At 60.6% G+C, this 22,673-nt stretch carries 18 protein-coding genes; 13 read left to right on the top strand and 5 right to left on the bottom strand.

Features of this window, described 5'->3' with window-relative positions; translation table 11 throughout:
• Window positions 1-40: 40 nt before the first annotated feature.
• From VW35_RS05465 to VW35_RS05425, 9 genes are all read left to right on the top strand, one after another.
• A complete protein-coding gene (locus tag VW35_RS05465) occupies window positions 41-1,642 on the top strand; it encodes a peptide chain release factor 3 (RefSeq protein ID WP_046141988.1) in 1,602 nt (533 codons plus the stop codon).
• Window positions 1,639-2,808 (top strand): class I SAM-dependent methyltransferase, encoded by a 1,170-nt coding sequence (locus tag VW35_RS05460; RefSeq protein ID WP_052951519.1) that lies wholly within the window; start codon window positions 1,639-1,641, stop codon window positions 2,806-2,808. The genes VW35_RS05465 and VW35_RS05460 overlap by 4 nt, the downstream gene beginning before the upstream one ends.
• A 72-nt stretch (window positions 2,809-2,880) precedes the next feature.
• Entirely contained in the window at window positions 2,881-3,201 is a 321-nt protein-coding gene (locus VW35_RS05455; RefSeq protein ID WP_046141987.1) for a 2Fe-2S iron-sulfur cluster-binding protein, read from the top strand.
• Between the two features lie 190 nt (window positions 3,202-3,391).
• Window positions 3,392-4,786 carry a siroheme synthase CysG gene (cysG, locus tag VW35_RS05450; protein WP_046141986.1) on the top strand — a complete coding sequence of 465 codons (1,395 nt, stop codon included), beginning with the start codon at window positions 3,392-3,394 and terminating at the stop codon, window positions 4,784-4,786.
• The gene (locus VW35_RS05445; protein ID WP_046141985.1) at window positions 4,783-5,112 is read left to right on the top strand and encodes a DUF2849 domain-containing protein; all 330 of its coding nucleotides are present in this window, start codon (window positions 4,783-4,785) and stop codon (window positions 5,110-5,112) included. Before cysG ends, VW35_RS05445 begins: the two co-directional genes overlap by 4 nt.
• The gene (locus VW35_RS05440; RefSeq protein ID WP_046141984.1) at window positions 5,099-6,757 is read left to right on the top strand and encodes a nitrite/sulfite reductase; all 1,659 of its coding nucleotides are present in this window, start codon (window positions 5,099-5,101) and stop codon (window positions 6,755-6,757) included. The genes VW35_RS05445 and VW35_RS05440 overlap by 14 nt, the downstream gene beginning before the upstream one ends.
• Window positions 6,744-8,018, top strand: a complete 1,275-nt coding sequence (locus tag VW35_RS20910) for a phosphoadenylyl-sulfate reductase (protein ID WP_083982458.1) — start codon at window positions 6,744-6,746, stop codon at window positions 8,016-8,018. Before VW35_RS05440 ends, VW35_RS20910 begins: the two co-directional genes overlap by 14 nt.
• Before the next feature lie 149 nt (window positions 8,019-8,167).
• On the top strand, window positions 8,168-9,193 hold the full coding sequence (locus VW35_RS05430) for an NAD(P)/FAD-dependent oxidoreductase (RefSeq protein ID WP_046141983.1): 1,026 nt from the start codon (window positions 8,168-8,170) through the stop codon (window positions 9,191-9,193).
• 171 nt (window positions 9,194-9,364) lie between these two features.
• Entirely contained in the window at window positions 9,365-9,688 is a 324-nt protein-coding gene (locus tag VW35_RS05425) for a 2Fe-2S iron-sulfur cluster-binding protein (RefSeq protein WP_046141982.1), read from the top strand.
• Here the strand turns inward: VW35_RS05425 and VW35_RS05420 are convergent.
• Window positions 9,685-10,008 (bottom strand): hypothetical protein, encoded by a 324-nt coding sequence (locus VW35_RS05420; protein WP_046141981.1) that lies wholly within the window; start codon window positions 10,006-10,008, stop codon window positions 9,685-9,687. The two genes, VW35_RS05425 and VW35_RS05420, sit on opposite strands and share 4 nt — an antisense overlap.
• A gap of 134 nt (window positions 10,009-10,142) precedes the next feature.
• Here VW35_RS05420 and VW35_RS05415 point away from each other — a divergent pair, with 134 nt between their 5' ends.
• The gene (locus tag VW35_RS05415; RefSeq protein ID WP_046141980.1) at window positions 10,143-10,898 is read left to right on the top strand and encodes an EAL domain-containing protein; all 756 of its coding nucleotides are present in this window, start codon (window positions 10,143-10,145) and stop codon (window positions 10,896-10,898) included.
• On the opposite strand, the gene VW35_RS05410 is transcribed toward VW35_RS05415, so the two are convergent.
• From VW35_RS05410 to VW35_RS05395, 4 genes are all read right to left on the bottom strand, one after another.
• Window positions 10,881-11,909: a YcjF family protein gene (locus VW35_RS05410; RefSeq protein ID WP_046141979.1), complete on the bottom strand. Its 1,029-nt coding sequence runs from the start codon at window positions 11,907-11,909 to the stop codon at window positions 10,881-10,883. The genes VW35_RS05415 and VW35_RS05410 overlap by 18 nt on opposite strands.
• Window positions 11,906-13,357 (bottom strand): YcjX family GTP-binding protein, encoded by a 1,452-nt coding sequence (locus tag VW35_RS05405; protein ID WP_046141978.1) that lies wholly within the window; start codon window positions 13,355-13,357, stop codon window positions 11,906-11,908. Before VW35_RS05405 ends, VW35_RS05410 begins: the two co-directional genes overlap by 4 nt.
• 93 nt (window positions 13,358-13,450) lie before the next feature.
• On the bottom strand, window positions 13,451-14,362 hold the full coding sequence (locus tag VW35_RS05400) for a homoserine O-succinyltransferase (protein ID WP_046141977.1): 912 nt from the start codon (window positions 14,360-14,362) through the stop codon (window positions 13,451-13,453).
• Window positions 14,363-14,429: 67 nt separating this feature from the next.
• Window positions 14,430-15,296, bottom strand: a complete 867-nt coding sequence (locus VW35_RS05395) for a hypothetical protein (RefSeq protein ID WP_046141976.1) — start codon at window positions 15,294-15,296, stop codon at window positions 14,430-14,432.
• Between the two features lie 237 nt (window positions 15,297-15,533).
• Between VW35_RS05395 and VW35_RS20450 the strand changes: the two genes are divergently transcribed.
• The 3 genes from VW35_RS20450 to VW35_RS05375 all read left to right on the top strand — a co-directional run bounded on the left by VW35_RS20450 (window position 15,534) and on the right by VW35_RS05375 (window position 22,562).
• On the top strand, window positions 15,534-18,251 hold the full coding sequence (locus tag VW35_RS20450) for a flagellar hook-basal body complex protein (protein WP_052951518.1): 2,718 nt from the start codon (window positions 15,534-15,536) through the stop codon (window positions 18,249-18,251).
• A gap of 212 nt (window positions 18,252-18,463) precedes the next feature.
• Window positions 18,464-20,335: a flagellar hook-associated protein FlgK gene (flgK, locus tag VW35_RS05380; protein WP_083982454.1), complete on the top strand. Its 1,872-nt coding sequence runs from the start codon at window positions 18,464-18,466 to the stop codon at window positions 20,333-20,335.
• 13 nt (window positions 20,336-20,348) lie between these two features.
• Window positions 20,349-22,562, top strand: coding sequence for a hypothetical protein (locus tag VW35_RS05375; protein WP_046141974.1), 2,214 nt, complete (start codon window positions 20,349-20,351; stop codon window positions 22,560-22,562).
• Window positions 22,563-22,673 lie beyond the last annotated feature (111 nt).

Below are 22,673 nucleotides of genomic sequence, written 5' to 3'. Positions count from 1 at the left end.
CTCGCTTCGTTTGCGGGTGGCCTAGCCATCAGCAGTTTCCATGTCCCTTGCCCATGCCGCCGAGGCGCCGTCTCGGTCTCATCTCGAACCGTTTCGCACCCGACGGACTTTTGCGATCATTTCGCACCCCGACGCCGGTAAGACGACGCTGACCGAGCGCTTGCTTTCAGCCGCCGGCGCCATCCAGCAAGCGGGCGCCGTGCGCGGCAAGGCCGGCCAGCGCTCGACGCGTTCTGACTGGATGGAAATGGAGCAGCAACGCGGGATTTCCATCTCGTCCTCGGTGATGACCTTCGAATTCGACGGGCTCACCATGAACTTGCTCGATACGCCGGGTCACTCGGACTTTTCAGAAGACACCTATCGCACGCTGACGGCCGTCGACGCGGCCATCATGGTGATCGACGCGGCCAAAGGCATCGAAAGCCAGACGCTGAAGCTTTTCGAAGTCTGCCGGTTGCGCGATATTCCGATTATCACCTTTATCAATAAGGTGGACCGCGAGGGCCTGGCGCCGCTCGACCTTATCGACGAGATCCAGGGCAAACTGGCGCTCGACCTGACTCCGGTGCTCTGGCCGATCGGGCAGGGCGTCGATTTTGGCGGCTACATCGACCTTCTCGAGAAGCGGGTTGTCACGCCGCAGGGCAAGACACTCGCCGAGTTCGAGGCGATCGATGATCTGCTCGATGTGGAGAGCCTAGTCGACAACCCGGTATTCATGACGGCGCTGGAAACGCTCGAATTGGCGCGGGCGATGTTGCCCGCGTTCGATCTTAAGGTTTTCCATGAGGGCCATATGAGCCCGGTGCTATTCGGCTCGGCACTCAAGGGCATTGGCGTGGCGGAACTGCTGCGTACGCTGGGCGACTGGGGTCCGGAGCCGCGACCTCAGCCGGCGCTGCCAGCGCCGATTGCGCCCGACGAAAAGAAGGTGTCGGGTTTCGTCTTCAAGGTGCAGGCGAACATGGACGCGAACCATCGCGACCGTATCGCTTTCGTGCGCCTCTGCTCGGGGACCTTTACGCGCGGGATGCGCCTGAAGAACGTGCGGTCGGGCAAGGATATGGCTGTGGCCAATCCGATGTTCTTTTTCGGCAATAATCGCGAGCTGGCCGAAGAGGCCGTGGCAGGCGATATCGTCGGCATTCCCAATCACGGAACGCTGTCGGTGGGGGATACGCTGACCGAGGGCGCGACGATCAATGTGACTGGCATCCCGAATTTCGCGCCCGAAATCATCCGCCGCGTGCGCCTGACTGATGCGATGAAGACCAAGCAGATGTCCAAGGCGCTGTCGGACCTTGCCGAGGAAGGCGTTACCCAGGTGTTCCGCCGCATGGTTGGCGCGGACTGGATCGTTGGCGTCGTGGGCCAGCTGCAGCTTGAAGTTCTGGCGAGCCGCGTCGCGAAAGAATATGGCGTTCCGATCACCTTCGAGCCCATGGGCTTTGAAGTGGCGCGCTGGGTCGAGAGCGATGATCCGGATGAATTGAAGCGCTTCATTGCGGCCCAAAAAACCAATATGGCCGAGGACCGGGCCAATGCGCCCGTGTTCCTGGCGCAGAATGCGTGGTGGGCGGATCGGGCCAAGCAGGATTGGCCAAAAATCCGGTTCCTCACCACCAAGGAACGGCATTGAGCGCGCCCGATCGCATAGAGGAATTTGTCCTCGCTCTGCAGACCGGCTTTATCGACGGGTCGATCACGAAGCTCAAACTCGGCGGCTATCATGGTGCCGAGGTTGACCTGAAGAGCGTCGAGGCGCGGAAAGTCGCGCTTAAGGCGGGGGAGCGGATGAGCTTTGTTTTCCGCTACAAGACGCGCGACATCACCAAAAATCTGATCATCGACGAAGCGATGAGCTTTGTCCGCGACGGGCTGATGAAAGAGTATCGCAGCGCGCGGCTCGAGACGGTGGATTTTGATCTGCAATTCGAGCGGCAGGGCGACAAATTCCGGCTGAAAAAGACCGAGGTCGCCGGGCGAGAAGCAGTGCAGGGCGGACATGACCGGGTCAAGAACCGGCCGCTGGCTTTGGGCGACAAGGTCTGGATGCAGGCGCTCGGCATTTCCGGCGCGGACGGGAAGGTGCTGGCGGCGTCGCAGGATAAGTTTCGACAGATCAACAAGATGGTCGAGATTTTTGCCCCGTTGATTCATGAGCTTTCGGCTAGGACGCCGCGCATCGTCGATATGGGCGCGGGCAAGGGCTATCTCGATTTTGCGCTGTTCGATTATCTTAACGGCGAAGGCAAAACGGCTGAGGTGATCGGCGTCGAGATGCGTCCGAAGCTCGTCGAAGATGGGAACAGGCTGGCGGAGAGGAGCGGATTCCAGACGCTGCGTTTCGTGCCTGCCTCGATCCTCGATTACGACGCGAGCGGTGCCGATGCAGTCATTGCGCTACATGCCTGCGATACCGCCACTGACGACGCCATCTTTAAGGGGATTTCAGCCGGTGCTGAGCTGATCGCGGTGGCGCCATGCTGCCACAAGCAGGTGCGGCGCCAGATGGAGCAGGGGTCTTCGGACAATCGGCTGGACTTCTTGCTACGCCATGGCACGTTCATGGAAAAGCAGGCGGAAATGGTGACCGACGGGCTGCGCGCGCTGTTGCTCGAAGCGTCGGGCTACCGGACCAAGGTGTTTGAGTTTGTCTCTGACGCCCATACGCCGAAGAACAATCTGATCGTTGCGCAGAAAGGCAAGGCGGGTTCGCGTGAGGCGGCGCTAAAGAAGGTGGCTGAGGTCAAGACCATGTTCGGGATCGAGCGGCACTATCTTGAGCGGTTGCTGGGGCTTTAGGTTGCCAGGCGCCTACCCAAGTCGACGCCGGTGGCCTATATCCTCTTGTACCAGCAAGCCTAAAAGGTCCCCATGACCAAGATCACCTTTGTTACTGCCAGCGGCGAACGGATCGAAACTGAAGCCGAGAACGGCGCGACCGTTATGGAAACGGCTATCATCAATGCCGTGCCGGGCATCGTCGCCGAATGCGGCGGCGCCTGCACCTGCGCGACCTGCCATGTCTATGTCGACGATGCCTGGCGCGAGACTGTTGGCGGGCCGTCGATGATGGAAGAAGACATGCTCGACTTCGCCTTCGACGTGAAGGACGCGAGCCGGTTGTCATGCCAGATAAAGGTCAAAGATGATCTGGATGGGCTCGTCGTTCACGTACCGACGCGGCAAGGCTGAGCGCCCCAGGCAATTCCAGCATTTCGCGCAGAGGCGGTTGGCCGCATTTTTTTGCCTGCCACCGCCAATTCACCTTGGCGTCATTCTAAGGTAACCCTGCCAAGGGAAATATAAAAGCGATTGAATTTCAACGCCTTGCTCCAGTCCCTTGCCTGCGACTATTTTGGCGCACGATTGGAACAGGACTAGTATGACTCGTCTCAACACATTTCCGTTGAGCTATAAGGTCAAGGGCAAGCGCATCATCATCGTCGGCGGCACCGACGAGGCCCTGAACAAAGTCCGGTTGGTCGCTAAGACGACTGCTTCTATAGAGATTTATGCGCGGCAGGTTGAGACCGATTTTACCGGTTATGACCTAATCGTTTTCGAACGACCGCTCGCTGTCGGGGATATCGACGGCGCGGCGCTGGTCTTCGTGGCCGATGAAGGCCCGGATGGCGAATTCGCCGCTGCCGAGGCGAGGCGGCTGAATATTCCGCTGAATGTCGTCGACGTTCCGGACCAGTGCGATTTTTACACGCCGTCAATCGTTGATCGCGCGCCGCTTTCGGTTGCGATTTCGAGCGAGGGCGATGCGCCAGTTTTGGCCCGGCTCGTTCGGGCGCAGATCGAGGCGCTTCTGGCGCCGGGTGTTGGCAAAATTGCAAGCCTCGCCGGTGGTTTGCGTCAGAAGGTTGAGAGCTTGATTCACGACGGCGCGGCCCGTCGGCGCTATTACGAAGATCTGGTGACCTCGCCCGCCGTCGAGCGCGCCTTGGCACAGGGGCAAGGCGTGAGTGAAGCGGTTAAGCTGCTGGAGAGCCACGTCGCGACCGGTTCCGGTGCTGGCGTCGTCTGGCTGATCGGGGCAGGGCCGGGATCAGCTGATCTGCTGACCCTTCGCGCGCAGCGCTATCTGCAACAGGCCGATGTAGTGGTCTATGATCAGCTTGTGCCGGCCGAAGTCGTGCAGATGGGTCGGCGTGATGCTGAACAGATTTCAGTCGGTAAATCCAAGGGCAATCACAGTTTCACGCAAGGACAGATCAACGCGCTGATCGTCCGGCTGGCCGGTGAGGGCAAGCGCGTGGCGCGGCTCAAGTCGGGCGACCCGATGGTTTTCGGGCGCGCAGGCGAAGAGATCGAAGCGCTGCGCGCGGCCGGCATCGGCTTTGAGATCGTGCCGGGCGTCACGTCGGCTTTGGCGGCTGCGGCCGATACTGCGACGCCGGTGACGTTGCGGAAAGTTTCGACTGGCCTCGTCGTCGCAACGGCACATGGGGCCGAAGATAGCGAACTGGCGCACTGGGCGGCGCTGTCACTGACGGGACTGACCCTGGCGCTCTACATGGGCAAATCGATTGCGGCGGAGACCGCAGGGCGGCTGCTGGCGGCGGGAGCCGAGGCAGACCTGCCGATCGGTATCGTCGTCAATGCAGGGCGGGCGAACAGCCGATCGTATGCGGGAAATCTGGGTGAATTGGCGCGTGGTGCGGTCGCATTCGAGGACGGTCCTGCCGTCATTCTCGTCGGCCGGGCCGTGGCATTTGGTGAATGGGTTGAGGCCGTCGCCGGAGAGTTGGAAAGTTTCAAGGTAGCATGAGCAAGGAAATCCTTACGGGGAACGAATTGACCTCGGGGGCGACGGTTTATCTGTCGGTCTCGGGGGACTGGGTTGAGGCGCTCTCTGCGGCGCGCTTGTTTGCCAAGGAGGACGCGGCTGAGCGCGATGCGGCGCTGGCAGCGACCAAGGCGACGGGTCGAATCATCAGCCTAGAAATCGAGGAGGTCGATGTCGTCGATGGGCAGATCGTGCCCAAGCGGCTTCGCGAACGTATTCGTGCGGCGGGCCCCACCGCGCCGCTTACTCTCAACGGGCAGGCCTACGACCGCCAACATATGGGTGAGGACGGTCATGTATCGATATGATGAATTCGACGCGGCTTTCGTTGCGGGTCGCACGGCGCAATTTGCGGATCAAGTGAAGCGCCGCCTGTCTGGCGAGCTGAGCGAAGATCAGTTCCGGCCCCTGCGGCTGATGAACGGGCTCTATCTGCAGCTTCACGCCTATATGCTTCGCGTCGCTGTGCCCTATGGCACGCTGTCGTCGCGGCAGATGCGCAAGCTCGCTCATATCGCCCGCGTCTATGACCGCGGCTATGGTCATTTTACGACGCGCCAGAACATCCAGTACAACTGGCCCAAGCTCAAGGACATTCCGGTCATCCTGGAAGAGCTGGCATCGGTCGAGATGCACGCGATCCAGACTTCGGGCAATTGCATCCGCAACGTCACGACGGATCAATTTGCCGGCGCTGCAGGCGACGAGATCATCGACCCGCGTCCGGTTGCCGAAATCCTGCGCCAATGGTCGAGCCTCCACCCGGAATTCTCGTATCTGCCGCGTAAATTCAAGATCGCCATCACTGGCGCGCCGCATGACCGTGCTGCTATCCGGTTCCATGATATCGGTCTTCAGGCCGCGGTGAACGCGTCGGGCGAGATCGGCTGGGAAGTTTGGGTTGGTGGTGGCCTGGGCCGTACGCCGATGATCGCCAAGCTGATCAACAGCTTCGTGCCCAACGAGCATCTGCTGGCCTATCTCGAAAGCATCATGCGCGTTTACAACCGCTATGGCCGCCGGGACAACAAGTACAAAGCCCGGATCAAGATCCTCGTGCACGAAGAGGGTCTCGAGACAATCAAGGGCCAAGTCGAAGCGGAATTTGCCGAAGTGCGCGGCGGCGTGCTGACGCTGCCGGAAGCTGAGGTCGACCGCATCAGCGCCTATTTCGCCGCGCCTGACTTTACGCCGCAGGACGTGACCAAGCTCGATGTCGCCTACGAGTCGATCATCGACCCAGCCTATGGTCGCTGGCTCGACAACAATATCCATGCACACCGTCAGCCGGGTTATGCCTCGGTGACAATTTCGCTCAAGCCTGTCGGTGGCGCACCGGGCGATGCGACGGACACGCAGATGGAGGTCGTGGCGGATCTGGCGGAGAAATTCTCTTATGACGAGCTGCGCGTTACCCACGAGCAGAACCTCGTGTTGCCACATGTGGCGCTGAAGGATTTACGGACGGTCTATGATGCGCTGGTGGAAGCCGGTCTGGCCGAGGGGAACACCAATACCATCGCCGACATGATCTGCTGCCCGGGCCTCGATTTCTGTGCGCTCGCCAATGCCCGCTCGATCCCGATCGCTCAGGAGATTTCTCGCAAGTTCGCCGAGCCGGCGCGACAGAAGGAAATCGGCGAGCTCAAGATCAAGATTTCCGGCTGCATAAATGCCTGCGGGCACCATCATGTGGGCCACATCGGCATTCTCGGCGTCGAGAAGAAGGGTGGCGAGCTCTATCAGATTACGCTGGGCGGTGATGCCACCGAGCATGCTTCGGTGGGAAAGATCATCGGGCCAGGCTTTGAGGCCGAGCAGGTGCCGGGTGCGATCGAGAAGCTGGTCGATTTCTACATCGCCCAGCGCGAGGACGCTGACGAGACGTTCATTGAAGCCTATCGGCGCCTGGGTGAAGCGCCGTTCAAGGAGGCGCTTTATGGGACTGCCTAAACTCGCACCCGCCCAAGCGGCACATGACAAGCTCAAGGCGCTGGGGATTCTGGCGCTCAACGGCATGTTCGACGAAATGGATGCGGTCGGCGTCCTGCGCTATGCCGTCTCCGACGTGCTCCCCGGTGACCTCGCCATCGTCTCGTCTTTCGGGGCAGACTCGGCGGTGCTGCTCCATATGGTGGCGCAGGTCGATCCATCCATGCCGGTCTATTTCCTCGAGACGGGCAAGCACTTTGCCGAGACGCTCGACTATGTCGAAACGCTAAAAAAGCAGTTCGGCCTGATCAACGTCCATGCGATTCATCCTGACCCGAAGGATGTTGCCCGGTTCGATCCTAATGGCGACCTTTGGGAGACTGATCCGGACTCCTGCTGCCATATCCGCAAGACTGAGCCGCTTGAGCCGATCACCGAGCAATATGGCGGCTGGGTCACGGGCCGCAAGCGCTACCAGACCAAGGAACGTGGCGTGCTGCCGCATTTCGAGCTGACGAGCGATGATCGCATCAAGGTCAATCCACTGGCCTATTTCTCCGACACGGATGTCGTCGAATACCGCCAGAAGCATAACTTGCCCGAGCATCCGCTCTATGCCAAAGGCTACAAGTCAATCGGTTGCGCGCCCTGCACCTCGGTCGTTGCCGAGGGCGAGGATCCGCGCGCCGGACGGTGGCGCGGCCTCAATAAGAAGGAATGCGGCATCCACTACGATTTTTCTGGAGCGATCGCGAACCCGATGACTGCTGCTGCCCGCCATACGCTCTGGAAAGACGGTGCCTTTATCGCCGATCCGTTCAAGGAATGGGTCGAAGGCACTGCACCAGCCGAGGCTCGTTATACCCACGTGCCGCTGCCTGAATTTTTGGGTCACCGCGATGAGTATCTCGCCAGCCAGCATCCGCTCGGTCTCTTGGTGTCGCCTGGAGAAAAGATCGAGGACGTTGCCGATGACCTCGGGCGTTTCGCCTCCATTGCCATCAAATTTCCCGCCTTTACGGATGGACGCGGTTATTCCACCGCGCGGCTCCTGGTCGAGCGATTCAAATATGCCGGCGAAATCAGGGCTCTCGGCGATGTCCTTCAGGATCAGATTCCGCACATGCGCCGCTGTGGCTTCAATGCGCTTGTGGTGACCCATGGGCCGACCCGCCAGGCGCTGATCGAAAATCGTCTGCCGGAAATGGCGCTGTTCTATCAGCCTGTAGGGGTCACCGAAGTTCCGCTCGGCACTCGGCCCTTCCTTCGCCGTGTCTCCTAAGATAAGTGGAGCGCGTTAGTCGCCTTTGAAGGGCAAGCCGGGGGCGCTGGTGACAGCGGCAGTTCCCAATCATCAGATGCGGGGCATTGGGGCCCCGATGGGACCAATTCCGGAACCAGCGCGGTTCTGGTGTCGAATGGACTTTGAAAATGAGCACTGAGATCACTACCGACGTTGTCGTCATCGGCGCTGGGCCATGCGGCCTCTTTGCGGCCTTCGAACTCGGGCTCTTGGATATCAAATGCCACTTCATCGACATCCTTGACCGTCCCGGAGGACAGTGCGCCGAGCTTTATCCGGAAAAGCCGATCTATGACATTCCGGCTTTCCCGATGATCACCGGTCAGCAGCTCACCGACAACCTCATGGCGCAGATCGCGCCATTCTCCCCCGAATTCCACTATTCTCGCATGGTCAATTCGATTGAGAAGCTAGAAGACGGCTCCTTTAAACTGCAGACCGATGCCGATGAGACCTTCTACACCAAGGTCGTCGTCATCGCGGCTGGTGGCGGCTCATTCCAGCCCAAGCGTCCTCCGGTGCCCGAGATCGAACAGTTCGAGAACAAGTCGGTGTTCTATGCCGTTCGCAAGATGGAAGACTTCCGCGGCCAGGACGTCGTGATCGTGGGTGGCGGTGACTCGGCGCTCGATTGGACGCTCAACCTGCAGCCGATCGTGCGCACCCTGACGCTGGTTCACCGTCGCGATGCGTTCAAGGCGGCCCCGGCGTCGGTCAATAAGATGAAGGAGCTGGTCGCCGAGGGCAAGGTCAACTTCCAGCTCGGCCAGATCGCCAAGCTCGACGGCAAGGATGGCCAGATCGACCACGTGCATTTGACGACGGATGCCGGCGATCTCTCGATCCCGGCTACGCGCCTCCTGCCGTTCTTCGGCCTTACCATGAAGCTTGGTCCGGTTGCCGATTGGGGGCTTGAGCTCAACGACAACACGATCGTCGTCGATACCGAGAAGTTCCAGACATCGGTGCCCGGCATTTTTGCCATCGGTGACATCAACTATTACCCAGGCAAGCTCAAGCTGATCCTTTCGGGCTTTCATGAAGCGGCGCTGATGGCGCAGGCGGCAAAGTCCATCATCTCGCCGGGCGAGCGCGTGGTGTTCCAATACACGACCTCTAGCACGAAGCTGCAGAAGAAGCTGGGTGTGGCTTAGGCCTTCAGCCTGCGCCATCCCTTCCTTCGCCGTCATTGCGCGACTTGTTCGGGCGATCCATCTTAGCGATCCAATGGACCACCCGGACAAGCGGGTGGTGACGAAGGAATTGATGCGCTTGCGAGCAGGTCTTCAACCCGCTATCCCCATCGCGCTGTTGAGGAGCGCCCCATGAAGATTTCCGTTACCGACCAGGCAGGCGATGTGCACGAGCTCGAAGGGCTTGAAGGCTGGCGCGTCATGGAGGTCATTCGCGACTGGGGCCTTAACATCAAGGCGGAGTGCGGCGGCGCGCTGAGCTGCGCCACGTGCCATGTCTATGTCGACAATGACTGGCTTGAAGCAGTCGGTGCGCCGAGCGACGAGGAAGAGGACATGCTCGACAGCGTCGGCGACGTGAAGTCGAACTCGCGCCTCTCGTGCCAGATCCTCTGCTCGGACGATCTCGACGGCCTCAAGCTGACTCTTGCGCCGAGCGCTGCCAAGGACGCCTAGAGCGCGTTGATATCGATCGGCTTAAAGCGGAGCGAACTCGCTTCGCATTCGTGCCATTCCATTTCGGCGCCGGCCTGATCTTCCTTGCCAAAGCACCAGTCCTGCTCATTGAGTGCAGTGCCATAAACCGAGCGGGCGGCGCAATTGGCCCAAGTCGTTACGTCATTGCCGCTGGCCCCGCGGCAGACGGCATTTGCATCCTCATAAAGATCAATCAGCTCCGGCGTCGTTTCCGATGCGTTGGGAAATTGCTTAAGGCCCTGTGCATGTGCGGTTGAGACACAGGCGATTGTGAGGGCAAGGATGGCAATGATTTTCATCGTCGGGCTCCACGGTAACGCGGTGAACGTCGCTTCCCGGTGTGGCAGGACTTAGTCGCTATTGTCATTGTTTTAATCAGCGTCGGTCACACTGGGGGAAATACTATATATGACAGTAACATAGGTTAATTGAAATGGGCGCTTCTTGCGAAGCCTGTCGGAACGGAGAAAGTTTTCCGGTGCCATTCACTATGGCGTTCCAGCCCATAGTCGATGTCAGCAATAAAGTGGTCTGGGGTTACGAAGCGCTGGTCCGCGGCGCCGACGGGCAGGGGGCCGCGAGCGTTCTGTCAGCCGTGACCGATGCCAACCGCTATGTTTTCGACCAGGCCTGTCGGGTGAAGGCCATCGAGCTAGCCGGCACCAACCTGCCCGTGTCGTCTACGGCGCGGCTATCGATCAATTTTATGCCCAATGCCGTCTATGAGCCGCGCGCCTGCATCCGCGCAACGCTTGGCGCAGCGGCTCGCGTGCAATTCGACCCTAAGCGCTTGATGTTCGAATTTACCGAAAACGAGCGCATGCCCGATGTCGACCATGTCGCTAATATCGTCGCCGAATATAAACGCATGGGTTTCATGACCGCGCTCGATGATTTCGGTGCGGGATATGCCGGTCTTGGCCTTTTGGCCAAGTTCCAGCCGGACTTGATCAAGATCGATATGGAACTGCTGCGCGACGTCAACGGCTCGGCAGCACGGCAGGCAATTATTGCGGGCATCGTCGGGATCGCTCGCCAGCTCGATATTCTGGTGCTGGCCGAGGGTGTCGAGACAGAAGCGGAGCTGATGGTCCTTCATGCCGCCGGAATCGATCTGTTCCAAGGCTATTATTTTGCCAAGCCGCGCGTCGAAATGTTCGAGGCGCCGACCCTAAGTCTGGCTGCCTGAGCCGCGGCCGGCGTCGCTTGTGACCTTAACGAGTTCGGGGATGAAATCCCGAACCGTTGGTTGCGGAAGTGTGTCAAAGGGCAGGGGACGAACGACCCGCATGGCGGCAATGCCGACACGGACCGTCATCAGTCCATTGACCACCCCCTCGCCGAGCCGTGCTGAAAGTTTCGCAGCAAGGCCCTGGCCAACCAGCTGCTCGACGATCCCGTCGGTCAGCACCAGCCCGCCGGTTACAGCGAGATGGGCGAGAATGGCGCCGGCCAGCCGCCAGAAGCCGAAGAAGCCGGGGCGGGCGCCGTAAAGCGCTGCAATGGCACCGGCGAGCCGGATACTTTCATAGATGACAAAAGCCACGTCGATCAGGGCGCGCGGCGAAACGGCCGTCACTAGCGCGACCCGGCGGGCTGATGAGGCCGTCAACGCCTTGGCCCGGGCGTCGAGCTGCGCCATGAGGCTGCGCTCGGCGAGAGTGACGATTTCGGTGCCATCGAAAAGATGGGGCAGGTTGGCTTTGACCGTCTCGCGGCCGCGCGCCAAGTCCGGGCGATCTGCATAGATTGCATCAAGACGGTTTGCCACATGCTGTGCGCGCTTGTGGTCGTCGCTCGCGCGGGCCTCGGCAGCGTCGCGCTTGAGAGCGTCGAGAACGCGCAGACGGCGCAGCGCAAAAATCTCGCGGGCACCAAGCGCCAGAACCGCCATGATAAAAGCGCCGAGGACGCCGAGGCCGATATAGCCAAGCCAGGGCTGGGCTGCGAATAGGTCCCGGATCAGCCGATCAGCCGCGAGCGCGAGGCCGGCGGATACAAGAATACCGCCTGTGGTCCAGGCGAAGCGACCGATCCAGCCCATGGTCCGCGGCATGGGGCCGACGAGGTCAGGTTCGGGATCAGGCTCGAAAGACGCCTCAACCAATTCCGCTTCGCTCGGTGCGAAAGCACGTGGCGTTCGCAGCGGGGCAGACGGTTCGTCCATGGTTGCTGTTGGGCGAGCAATGGGGCGCTTCATGCCATCCAGTCTCCGATGAGATAGTCCAGGGCACGGTCGAAGCGGATATGAGGCAAGACCACCTCGCCATCGGCATTGGTGTCGAGCCGCTGGGGCGGCGTGAAGCGGAGGAAATTAAGCGCGACCGGTTTGCCGTCTTCGTAAAGTGAATCCGGTTTTGCTGGTAAGTCACCGGGAAACAAGGCTATTTCGGTCTTACCATCATAGATGATGCCATCGAGTTCTTCCCCGGCCTGCGGGGTGCCGATCAAGGTGGGCAGCGTTTCGCCCGCCTCGCGAATGGTGCCTTCGCTCGTCGCGCGGATAGCGGCTAGAGCCAGAGATCTGGTTTCGGCACCGGCAAATCTGGCGCGCTTCGAGGCGTTGGCAACGAGCCGGTTGAGGATAGCTTCCAGCCGATCGTGACTGGTGTGATGGACGTGATCGGCTTTCGTCGCTGCAAAAAGGATGCGATCGATGCGGCGGCTGAACGGGCGCAGCAGCGGGTTGGCTTCTCCTTGGCGGAAGCATGCCATGACAGCCGTCAGCGCCGTTTCGAGATCGGCGACGGCGGCGGGACCGGTGTTGAGGGCCCGTAGCGTATCCACGAGAACCACCTGCCGATCAAGACGCGCGAAATGATCGCGAAAAAAGGGCCGGATGACCTGAGATTTATAGGCCTCGAAGCGGTTCTCCAGCATGGTGTAGAGGCTGGTGCCGCGGATCGGCTGGTTCGGGCGCGGCAAGGGGGCGAAGGTGAGGGCTGGTGAGCCTTCGAGATCACCGGGGAGCAGGAAGCGCCCCGGCGGCAAAGTCGAAAGCGCGCCATGTTCGCGGCTGCGACGCAAATAGGTGGCGAAGGCGGCCGCAAGGCGCTCGGCATCAGGATCGCTCGCGTCCTTGAGGGGATCGGTTTTGTCGAGTTCGGCTAAAAAAGCGCCGGCCTCGTCGGCATGTCCCGGTTGCCGCGCGCGGGCGAGAGCTTCCTCGCTCCATTCGGCAAAACTCTTGCCCAGAAGCGGGAGGTCGAGGAGCCATTCGCCGGGATAATCGACGATGTCGAGATTGAGCGTTGCCGGACCTGAAAACCCACCCCACCACTTGGCGGACTGATATTTCAGAACGATCCGGAGCTGCGAGATACGGCGCGTGCTTTCGGGCCAGGTGGCAGGGCGACCGGTCAGCGCCGCCAGATGTTGCTCGTAGGCGAAGCGCGGGATGGTGGCGTCCGGATATTCGGCGAGCTTGGCGCCGATAAAACGCCCCTCGGCGAGCGGCGCGAAGCCGGGCAGGCGTCCTTGCGTAAGGAGGTTATGGATCAGCGCGGTGATGAAGATCGTCTTGCCGGCGCGGCTGAGGCCGGTGACTCCCAGCCGCAAGGTTGGCGTCAAGACGCCCGTGGCGCTATCGGCAAGGTTGGCGAGGGCTATGCCCAGTTCGTCGGTGATGGTCGTCGGCGGCTGCGGCAAAGGTCGGATCCCCGGAGGTTCCTGCAAGGTAGGGCTTGGAGAACCATTTGCAAGGGCGGAGGCAATGCGACGGAGCCGCATTGCCCCTTGTTGCTATTTTGCGCCGATCTCATTGAGATCATAAGGGGTCGTCTGATACATCTCGTTGATCCAGTTCTGAAACAAGAGATGCGCGTGGCTGCGCCAGCGGTTTTCCGGCTCAACGGACGTGTCCCCGTTGGGGAACAGGTTGGCCGGTGGCGGCGTGTTGATGCCCGACTTGATGTCGCGCTCGTATTCATCGGCGAGCGAGCGGTTGTCATATTCGAGATGATTGAGGAAATAGACCGCTCGTCCATCCCTGTCGCCGAGCATGCAGAGCCCGATATCGCCATCGACCAGAACTTCGAGATCGTCGCCGACGCTCGCCCGGTCCATGTCGTTGTAGCGCGAGACCGGAATCATCGGGCTATCGGACATGCCGCGCAGATAAGGCGAGCGCGAATTGACGATGCGATGACGAAAGACCCCGAAAGCCTTTTCGTCCATGCGGTAGCGCTTGACGCCATGGAAATGGTGAAGCGCGGCCTGCGCACCCCAGCAGATGAACATGGTCCGGTGCACATTGGTGCGCGTCCAGGCCATGATCTCGAGCATTTCGTTCCAGTAGCGCACGTCTTCGAACGGGATGTGGGCGATAGGCGCACCGGTAACGATGAAGCCGTCGAACTTGCGCTCCTTTACCTCTTCCCAGGTCTGGTAAAAGGTCTTGAGATAGTCCTCTGACGTGTGCTTGGACTGATGGTCGGTGATGCGCACGAGCGAGAGATTGACCTGAAGCGGCGTCGCGCCGATCAGCCGCGAAAACTGCGTCTCGGTGCGCTCCTTGTTCGGCATCAGGTTGAGGAGGCCGATCTCGAGCGGGCGGATATCCTGCCGCGCGGCGCGGCTGGTATCCATGACATTGACGCCCTCGTCTTCAAGGATCTTTCGGGCGGGCAGATTATCGGGAATTCGAATAGGCATAGGAGCCTCGTAAAAGGAACGATCGGAAGCGTCTGTCGCGTTTGAGCGCGTCCCCAAAGGGCACGCGCTAACGCATTCGCTTCTCAATGGCCGCCGCGACGAGATCGACGAATTCGTCACCATCCCGGACGAGGGCCAGGTCGGAGGCCTCGACAGTATAGCCGAAATTATCCGCCAGCGCCTGGTAGCGGGGCAGGCGATCGTGCAGCAGGGCCTCGAACCCCCAGGCGCCGAATTTTGCCGGGTCGACGTCGTTGTCTTCTAGAATGCCGTGCATGTGCTTGAACTCGGCCCACTTTTCCAAGAGGAAAGGCGGACGATAGTACATCGGCTTGGGGCTCCGCTTAAATCGGCGGACGAGCTCGGCGGCGTCTTTGTCGGTGCCGCGGATGTAGAGCAGCAAAGTATTGTCGGCGAGCGTCCTGACGACCGGATCATCGGCATTGTCGTGATCGATCACTTCGATCAGTGAGCCACCGGTGTCGGCGATGAAGTCATCGTAGTCATAGAGGGTCTTGGCGCGCTTGATGAAATGCGGCACGTCGAGCAAGGCAGAAATTTCCGCCACTCGATGCTGCTCCTGACGGCGCTGATATTCGGCCAACGGTAACCCGCCTTTGGTCGGATCGCCGGGCGTGCCGAGGTAAGTCGACAGTGGGTCGAGATTGTCGAAGGTGATGTTGGACGAGATATAGATCGAGTCCGACCGCAACAGCTCGGCAAGGAACGTCACCTTCATGGCTTCGGCCTTGAAATTGTCGACGATGTACTCGCCCATGTGCCGGGTGCCGATGCGATAATCGACCGAGTAGTGGAACCAGCGGTTCTTGCGCAGAAGGTTCGACAGCCGCGTCTTGCCCACGCCCGCCATGCCGAACACCGTGACGGCGCGGCGCGGCGTATTGATGAACTGGTCGGGCGTATCAAACAGCATTTTAAGGCTTTTCGTCTCGAAGCGTTGCTAGCGCAATCCCATAGCCGAACCATCCGCGCGAGTCAGGCGGCATTTTTTGCCAGCCTCACGTCCTTTTCTGCCGGTGGACAACGGTCTCTCGTGCCACCGGAAGTCCAAAAACATAGCAAAAGCAATGCTCTATCGACTTGGCATTGCCCTTGCATTGCTGTGAGCAAACAGGCGCTTGCCTCGTCGTTTGGGGAACTGGAGTTATAAATGGGTATTTTTGGCGCTCTTCAAAGTGCGGTGTCCGGCCTCAAGGCCCAGTCGCATGCCATGGAGAACATCTCCGGCAACATCGCCAATTCGCAGACCATCGGCTATAAGCGGATCGATACCAGCTTTGTCGACATGATCCCCGACGCGCCCGTCAAGCAGCAGATTGCTGGTGCGGTCTCCTCCTATTCGCGCTCGATGAACACGCTGCGCGGCGACATCCAGAACGCCGACACCGAAACTTATATGGCCCTTAACGGCAATGGATTCTTCGTCACCGAAAAGGGTGATGGCTCGGGCGGCACCTTCTATACTCGTCGCGGCGACTTCGACATCGATCGCAACGGTTACCTCGTCAACGGTGCGGGCTATCGCTTGACCGGCCTTGGCATGAACAATGGGGTCGTGACTGGTTCGGTCGCCGAAGCCATCAAGATCGACAACTCGTTCCTTCCGGCGCGCCGCTCGACCACCATCGACTATCAGCTCAACCTGCCGCAGGTTCCAAAAACCTCGTCCTACGTGTCGACGACACCGGGGAGCGAACTCTTCAAGCCGTGGAACTATTCCAACGTCCAGGGCTCGCCGTCTTTCCCCAAGACCCCGAGCGGTTCTGGCGCGACGCTGCCTGCCACAACGCCGGCTTATGCTTTCGGCGCGACGGTCAACGGCACGGCTGCCGCCAATACGATTGTCACGGACAATGACCGCCTGAACGTCACCGTTGGGGGCATTACCTACGGCATTCGCTTCAATACCAACGGCGTTTCCACGCCGGCGGCAACGCTTACAAGCGCTACTGGGGGCAACGCGGCAGTCGCCAAGCGCACCACAATCGATGTTGCAAGCCGCGCTGCACTCGTCACTGCAGATGATTTCGTCATCGGCTCGACGGCCATTCCGCTCGCCGGCGTCACAACGGACGCTCAGTTCCAGTCGGCGATCGAAACGGCTTTGGGGCTGCCCGCTGGTTCTGCCGTGCTCACCGGTGCATCGTTGGTCATCGACTATCCCGCCGGCGCATCTCCGGCAGAAACGTCGGTTGCTGGTGCCGGCACCGCTCTCAATGCTCCGGGCACCCGTGCCGGTACCCTGGCGACATCAGCCATGACCGTCGTCACCGTGCCGAAGGAAGAACTCGCCAACCTTCGCGCCGCTGGCAATTTCAATATCAACGGCACTTCCGTCACCATCCTGCCTGCAACCGGTCTAATCACTCCGGCAGACTTCCAGGCCTCGGTGAACACCGCCATCGCTCCGGCAACCGCCGCCTATGACGCCGTTACCGGTCAGCTGACCATTACCTATCCTGCCGGCGCTCGCGTTGCCGATACCACGGTGACCGGCTCCGGCACGGAAGTGGCTGCCAATGGGAACATCACCACGATGCTCGCCGATATGGAGACCAAGCTGCGCGCCCTGACCGGCGACGCCGGCATGACCGTTGGTATCCGCAATGGCCGCGTCGCCGTCGTCATGGGCGATGCCAGCACGCAGTCGCTTTCCTTCACCACCGATCGGGTCGGCTCCATCAGCGGCGACGCTCTGGGCCTTAGCCTGACCACGGACACTGCGGCAGGCGTCGACGTCAAGCCGACCAATACGCTTGCTAGCCTCCTGATCGACCATGGCGATACGCTCTCGATCCAGGTCGGCAGCACCACGCGCACCTATCGTCTCGACACTTCGGGTTCGCTCGCGGTAGGGGCCGGTGAAACGCGCATCAACGCGACTGGCACGGTTGCCGATATGCTGGCGTCCATCGAGGCCGACCTCAAGGCCAATGGTGGACCGGGCGCAGCCAATGTCGACGTCGACATGGTCGGCGGCCGCCTGAGCGTGACCTTCCCGGGCAACTACACCCAGAACGTCATGATCTCCGGCAATGCCGCTGGCCCCGCCAAGCTCGATATCGCCGGAAGCTACAACGCGACCTCCGGTTCGGTGGACAATATCCTTTCGGCCGACTCGGATCGCTTCGTCTCCGAATCCATCTCGGGCGGCGGAATCACGCTCTATTCGAACACCGGCGAGCCGGTGAACGTGCAGATGCGCTGGGCAAAGATGACCAGCACCACTGGCAACGAAACCTGGGGCCTCTTCTACGCCTCCGACAGCCGTCCTGGCGCTTCTGTCGCCTGGACGAAGCTCGCTGACTACACGTATGACAATGGCGTCCTCAGCGGCATCGCGCCCGCAGGTGGCGTGGCCACGGCGACCGGCACCGAGCAGCTGACCGTCAGCAATCTGACCGTCAACGGCACGTCTCTCGGCCAGATCAGCATCAACCATGGCCTCAAGGGCATGACGCAGTTCGCCGACAATAGCGGTGCGGCCAGCACCACCGCGCTCAAGCAGAACGGCTTTGGCGCCGGCGAATTCATCTCGGTCGGTATTTCCGACGAGGGCCGCGTCGTCGCCTCGTACACCAATGGTGAAACCCGCGAAGTTGCGCAGATCGTGACGGCGAGCTTCAACAACGCCAATGCCCTCAAGCGCGGCGACGGCGGCACCTACACTGCCACGACTGAATCGGGAGAGCCGATCATCGACCAGTCCGGCGCTGGCATCGTGGGGAGCTCTACCGAAGCCTCCAACACCGACATTTCGGAAGAATTCACGAAGCTGATCGTCACCCAGCAGGCCTATTCAGCCAATACCAAGATCGTGACGGCGGCTGACGAGATGCTCAAAGAAGCCCTCAACATGATCCGCTGAGGTTCTCCGATGCTTTTGGAATGTCGCTCATTCACCTACCGGCCTTTCGGGCTGTCTGGCCGGTCAATGCCTCGCCTGGGCAGGCGACTGAGCAACATTCCCTTTTTCTTCATGGTCCCGGCGCTCGCGCCGGGACTCGCCGTTTCTCAGATTCTTCGCGCGGTCGCCGTCCTTAGGGACGGGGAGGGGCGCGGCGCCAAAGGAGACCCGCAATGGGTTTGACAGTAGCGATCGGGAATGCACTTTCGGGCCTCAAGGCCAGCCAGACGGCGCTGGAAGTCATATCCCGCAACATTTCGAATGCCGGTACCCCCGGCTATCACAAGCAGACGCTGAACGCGCTGGAAGTCGGTCGCGGCGACAACTCCTATGTCCGCGCCGGCACCGTCGAGCGCGCCTTCGACTCCATCCTTCAGAATTATTACACCAAGCAAGTTCCCGAGACCGCGTATTCCTCGACGCGCGCGACCTTCATGGACCGGCTGCAGACAGCGCTCGGCAAGCCCGGTACTGCCGGCTCGCTCGACTCCTCGCTCGGCGCCCTGCAGAACGCGCTCGATGCCCTTGGGACGAGCCCCGACAATTATGCCACGCGAGCTGATGTCGTGACCAAGGCCACCGACATGGCCAATACGCTCAACCGCCTCTCGCTCGAAGTGCAGGCCATGCGCCGCGAAACCGAGACGCGGATGGCGTCCTCAGTCGATCAGATTAACTCGATGCTGGGTTCGCTGCGCGACGTGAACCTCGTCCTGGCCGATTACGGCGTCGACAACAACACGCGCAACAGCCTTCTCGACCAGCGCGACCGCATCGTTTCCGGCATTTCGGAAATGATGGACGTTCGCGTCGACTACAATCCCGATGGCACCGTGCGTCTTTCGACCAAGTCCGGTACGTCGTTGATTGACGTCAAGCCTTCGGTGGTCCGCTTCGGGCAGTCGGGCTCCCTGACCCCGACGAGCGAATTCAACGTCGACGACCAGCAGAGCGGCGTCGGCAAGTTCATCCTCGAAACGCCGAATGGCACCAAGGTCGATCTGGTCAAGGAAGGCGCGATTCGCACCGGCACGCTCGGCGCCCTGATCGAAATGCGCGACGTGACCCTGCAGGATGCGCAAAAGCAGCTCGACGACGTTGCCGCCGCGCTGTCGCAGGTCTTTTCGACGGTGCAGGAGCCGGGCACGGCCATCAGCGGCCCGCCGTCCGGCTACGATATCGACCTGAGCAAGCTCAAGGACGGCGACGACGCGATGATCAAGTATCGCGGCGAAGACGGCGTCGAGCGGACCGCACGCATCGTTCGGGTCGACGACGAGTCCAAGCTGCCGCTTCAAAGCCCGGACAGCTTCGGTAATCAGGTTGTCGGCCTGCGCCTTGCAGGGACCGGTCCCGCTGGCACGGTCGACATGAATTTTGTCACCAGCACGCTCAACAGCGCTTTGGCCTATGGTCCCAGCTTCTCGGGGTCTGGAGCGAACCTTTCGATCCGCGGCAATGGTAATAGTACGCCGGTTTCGGCGATGACCCGCTGGACGGCCGATGAGCTGACCAGCGCATCAGGCGCGCTCGGCATGCCGCTTTTTATCGACTCCGATGGCAACAAGGCTTTCACCAATTCTTTGGGTGGCAACGGTCAGCGTCTCGGCTTTGCCGGCCGCATCGTCGTCAATCCGGGCGTCGTGACCGACAACAAGACCTTGGTGAATTACACGGCTACTACCGCTTCGGGCGATAGCAAGCGCGTCGATTATCTTGTCGAGCAGTTCGAGACCATGCGCTTCGGCTCGAACACCATGGTCGGCACCAAGAGCGGCGGCTTCCGTCTATCGGGCTCGCTGACCGACATGGTCTCCCAGGTGATGGAGTATCAGGGGAGCGCCATCCAGACTGCGCTCGCCACCAGCCAGACTAATACCCAGACACTCGATGCGATCACGTCGCGCATGGATGAAAGCTATGGCGTCGATATCAACGAAGAAGTCGCGCGCCTTATGGAGTTGCAGAACGCCTATGCTGCCAATGCGCGTGTCGCGTCCGTCGTGCAGGAATTGCTCGATACCCTCATGCAGTCGTTCACCTAAAGGAGCCTGACCAATGCTGATCAATAAGTCCATGTATCCGGTCAAGGCAGGCTACAGCGCTATCTCGACCATGCAGGCCCAACTTGGAAAGCTTCAAACCCAGCTGGGCAGTGGTCAGAAGGCCGAGACGCTCTCGGAGATGGGGTTCGACCGGACCGTGTCTCTGGCCTCGCGCAATCGGCTGACCAAGCTAGATTCCTTTGCGGCCAATATCGACACGGTGAACCTGCGCCTCAACTTCCTCGACCAGGCCTTCACTTCGCTGAGCAAGCTGAAGTCAGAGACCCGCACTTCGGCTACTCCGACCAGCTATGGCGAAAACAATCTCACCATGGTGAGCCTGCAGAAAGACTCGCAGAACCGTCTTTCGCAGTTGCTCGAAACGCTGAACCTGAGCGTTGCCGGCCGCTACCTGATGGGGGGCAACAAGACCGAGACTGCACCGGTTGCCACCTACGACCAGATCATGAACGGGGATGGCACCTCGGACGGCTATCTAAGGGGCGCCGAAGAACGCCGCAAGGCCGACCTTGGTAAGGATTCCTCGGATACGCTCTCCAATGTGGGGCTGCCACGCACGACCATCACTGGCCCATGGAAGAACAACCTCGTTCTTTCTTCCGCCGAGTTCGAGCGCTTCGGCTATTCGATCACCTCGATCTCTGGCAATTCGGATTCGACCCAGACCATGGGCCCGACGGCGGACCCGCTGGCGCCCACCGTGCAGGTTTCGACCCAGCCGCTCGATGGCGAATTGGTCACGTTCAACATGACCCGCCGCGACGGCACTACGCAGACGCTGACGGCCAAGGCCGTCGCTGCGCCGAGCGTGCCGGACAGTTCGGCTACGCCGCCCGAATATTCCATCGGCGCGACGCTCGAAGATACCGCCAAGAACCTCGAAAATCTGATGGGACAGAAGCTTGGCAATCTCGACAATTTCAAGCAGTTCCTGTCCTCGGATGCCGACGTAAAGGTCATCGGCTATTCCGATGGCATGAAGGCCGTATCGGTGAAGTTCCAGACGCAGCCGATTGATGGTGAAACCATCACCATCGGTATCAAGAACGCCGAGACGGGTGTAACGACCGACTACGCCTTTAAGGCCGTCGCCGGTACGCCAGACCCCGCTGCGAACCCCAAGGAATACCAGATCGGTGTGAGCCGTGAAGAAACCCTCAAAAACCTTCAGGGCGCGCTCAAGGCCCATCTTGGCGGCCTCGAAGCGCCGATCAAGACGGGTAGGCTTGAGGCTGGTGTGGATGCGGTGACGCCCGAGAAGGTGCGCATCGCGGAACAGTCTCCGCCTACTGTTTTTGGCTACAAGCTTGCCTCTGCGTCGACCACCAGCAGCCGGATTAATGTCAGCGCTGTCGCCGGCAATCCGGCCAACATGACGGTCGAATTCATGGGCGTGCCGCGGGCCGGTGAATCCGTGACGATCAACCTGACAATGCCCGACGGCACGAGCAAGGCCATGACCCTGCAGGCGGTCGATCGGCAGCCGGCAACCGGCCAGTTCGTGATCGGCGCCAACAAGGAAGAGACCGCAGCCAATTTCGAGGCGGCCCTCAAGATCCAGCTCGATCAGACGAGCAAGACCGATCTCGTTGCCGCATCGAGCTATGCCGCGGCCGACGACTTCTTCACCACGGACGGCGTCGCGCGCCGCATCGACATGACCGGTGGCGACCCGGAAACGGCAACCGTCTTCGCCAATCCGGGCACTCGCGATACGGTAAAGTGGTATGTCGGCGAAGTGGGCGCGGCCGGAGACAATCCCCGCCGCTCGGCCACGGCGTCTGTCGATGACTCGACCAAGGTTGGCTATGGCGTTCGCGCCAACGAATCCGGACTTCGCGAACTGGTCAAGACGCTGGCCGCTATGAGCAGCCAGGAATACGACATCAACGATAGCACCTCCAAGGCGCGCTTCAGTGCCATGGTCGAAAAGCAGATGGCGGCGACCTCGAGTTCCACGGCAACCCACGAGGGCTCGGTCGAGCAGATCGGTCTCGAACTTGGCGTGGTACGCGCGACGGTCGGCGGAGCGAAGGAGCGGAACACCGCCTTTGCCGGTCAGATCGAGACGCTGCTGAGCGAAGTCGAGACGGTGAGCATGGAAGAAACGGCCATGCAGCTTCTGGCGCTCAAGACGCGTCTCGAGGCCAGCTATCAGACGACGGCGAGCGTGGCTAATCTGAGCTTGGTCAATTACCTGAAGTAAGCCGCCAGAAGGCGCGGAGAGGCCAGAAGGCCGGAATGAGAGCGGGGCGCGAAAGCGCCCCGTTTCATTTTGCGCGGTTGCTGCTACCGCTCCTGTTGTTCTCACCCCAGA

This window comes from Devosia soli (assembly GCF_000970455.1).
Taxonomy (GTDB): domain Bacteria; phylum Pseudomonadota; class Alphaproteobacteria; order Rhizobiales; family Devosiaceae; genus Devosia; species Devosia soli.
This window is presented reverse-complemented; position numbering and strand designations above follow the sequence as displayed.

What these genes read in the sequence shown, in the direction of transcription:
- VW35_RS05465 (WP_046141988.1), top strand. Translation starts at nt 41, where the DNA reads ATGTCCCTTGCCCATGCCGCCGAGGCGCCGTCTCGGTCTCATCTCGAA.
- VW35_RS05455 (WP_046141987.1), top strand. Translation starts at nt 2,881, where the DNA reads ATGACCAAGATCACCTTTGTTACTGCCAGCGGCGAACGGATCGAAACT.
- cysG (WP_046141986.1), top strand. Translation starts at nt 3,392, where the DNA reads ATGACTCGTCTCAACACATTTCCGTTGAGCTATAAGGTCAAGGGCAAG.
- VW35_RS05445 (WP_046141985.1), top strand. Translation starts at nt 4,783, where the DNA reads ATGAGCAAGGAAATCCTTACGGGGAACGAATTGACCTCGGGGGCGACG.
- VW35_RS05440 (WP_046141984.1), top strand. Translation starts at nt 5,099, where the DNA reads ATGTATCGATATGATGAATTCGACGCGGCTTTCGTTGCGGGTCGCACG.
- VW35_RS20910 (WP_083982458.1), top strand. Translation starts at nt 6,744, where the DNA reads ATGGGACTGCCTAAACTCGCACCCGCCCAAGCGGCACATGACAAGCTC.
- VW35_RS05430 (WP_046141983.1), top strand. Translation starts at nt 8,168, where the DNA reads ATGAGCACTGAGATCACTACCGACGTTGTCGTCATCGGCGCTGGGCCA.
- VW35_RS05425 (WP_046141982.1), top strand. Translation starts at nt 9,365, where the DNA reads ATGAAGATTTCCGTTACCGACCAGGCAGGCGATGTGCACGAGCTCGAA.
- VW35_RS05420 (WP_046141981.1), bottom strand. Translation starts at nt 10,008, where the DNA reads ATGAAAATCATTGCCATCCTTGCCCTCACAATCGCCTGTGTCTCAACC.
- VW35_RS05415 (WP_046141980.1), top strand. Translation starts at nt 10,143, where the DNA reads ATGGGCGCTTCTTGCGAAGCCTGTCGGAACGGAGAAAGTTTTCCGGTG.
- VW35_RS05410 (WP_046141979.1), bottom strand. Translation starts at nt 11,909, where the DNA reads ATGAAGCGCCCCATTGCTCGCCCAACAGCAACCATGGACGAACCGTCT.
- VW35_RS05400 (WP_046141977.1), bottom strand. Translation starts at nt 14,362, where the DNA reads ATGCCTATTCGAATTCCCGATAATCTGCCCGCCCGAAAGATCCTTGAA.
- VW35_RS05395 (WP_046141976.1), bottom strand. Translation starts at nt 15,296, where the DNA reads ATGCTGTTTGATACGCCCGACCAGTTCATCAATACGCCGCGCCGCGCC.
- VW35_RS20450 (WP_052951518.1), top strand. Translation starts at nt 15,534, where the DNA reads ATGGGTATTTTTGGCGCTCTTCAAAGTGCGGTGTCCGGCCTCAAGGCC.
- flgK (WP_083982454.1), top strand. Translation starts at nt 18,464, where the DNA reads ATGGGTTTGACAGTAGCGATCGGGAATGCACTTTCGGGCCTCAAGGCC.
- VW35_RS05375 (WP_046141974.1), top strand. Translation starts at nt 20,349, where the DNA reads ATGCTGATCAATAAGTCCATGTATCCGGTCAAGGCAGGCTACAGCGCT.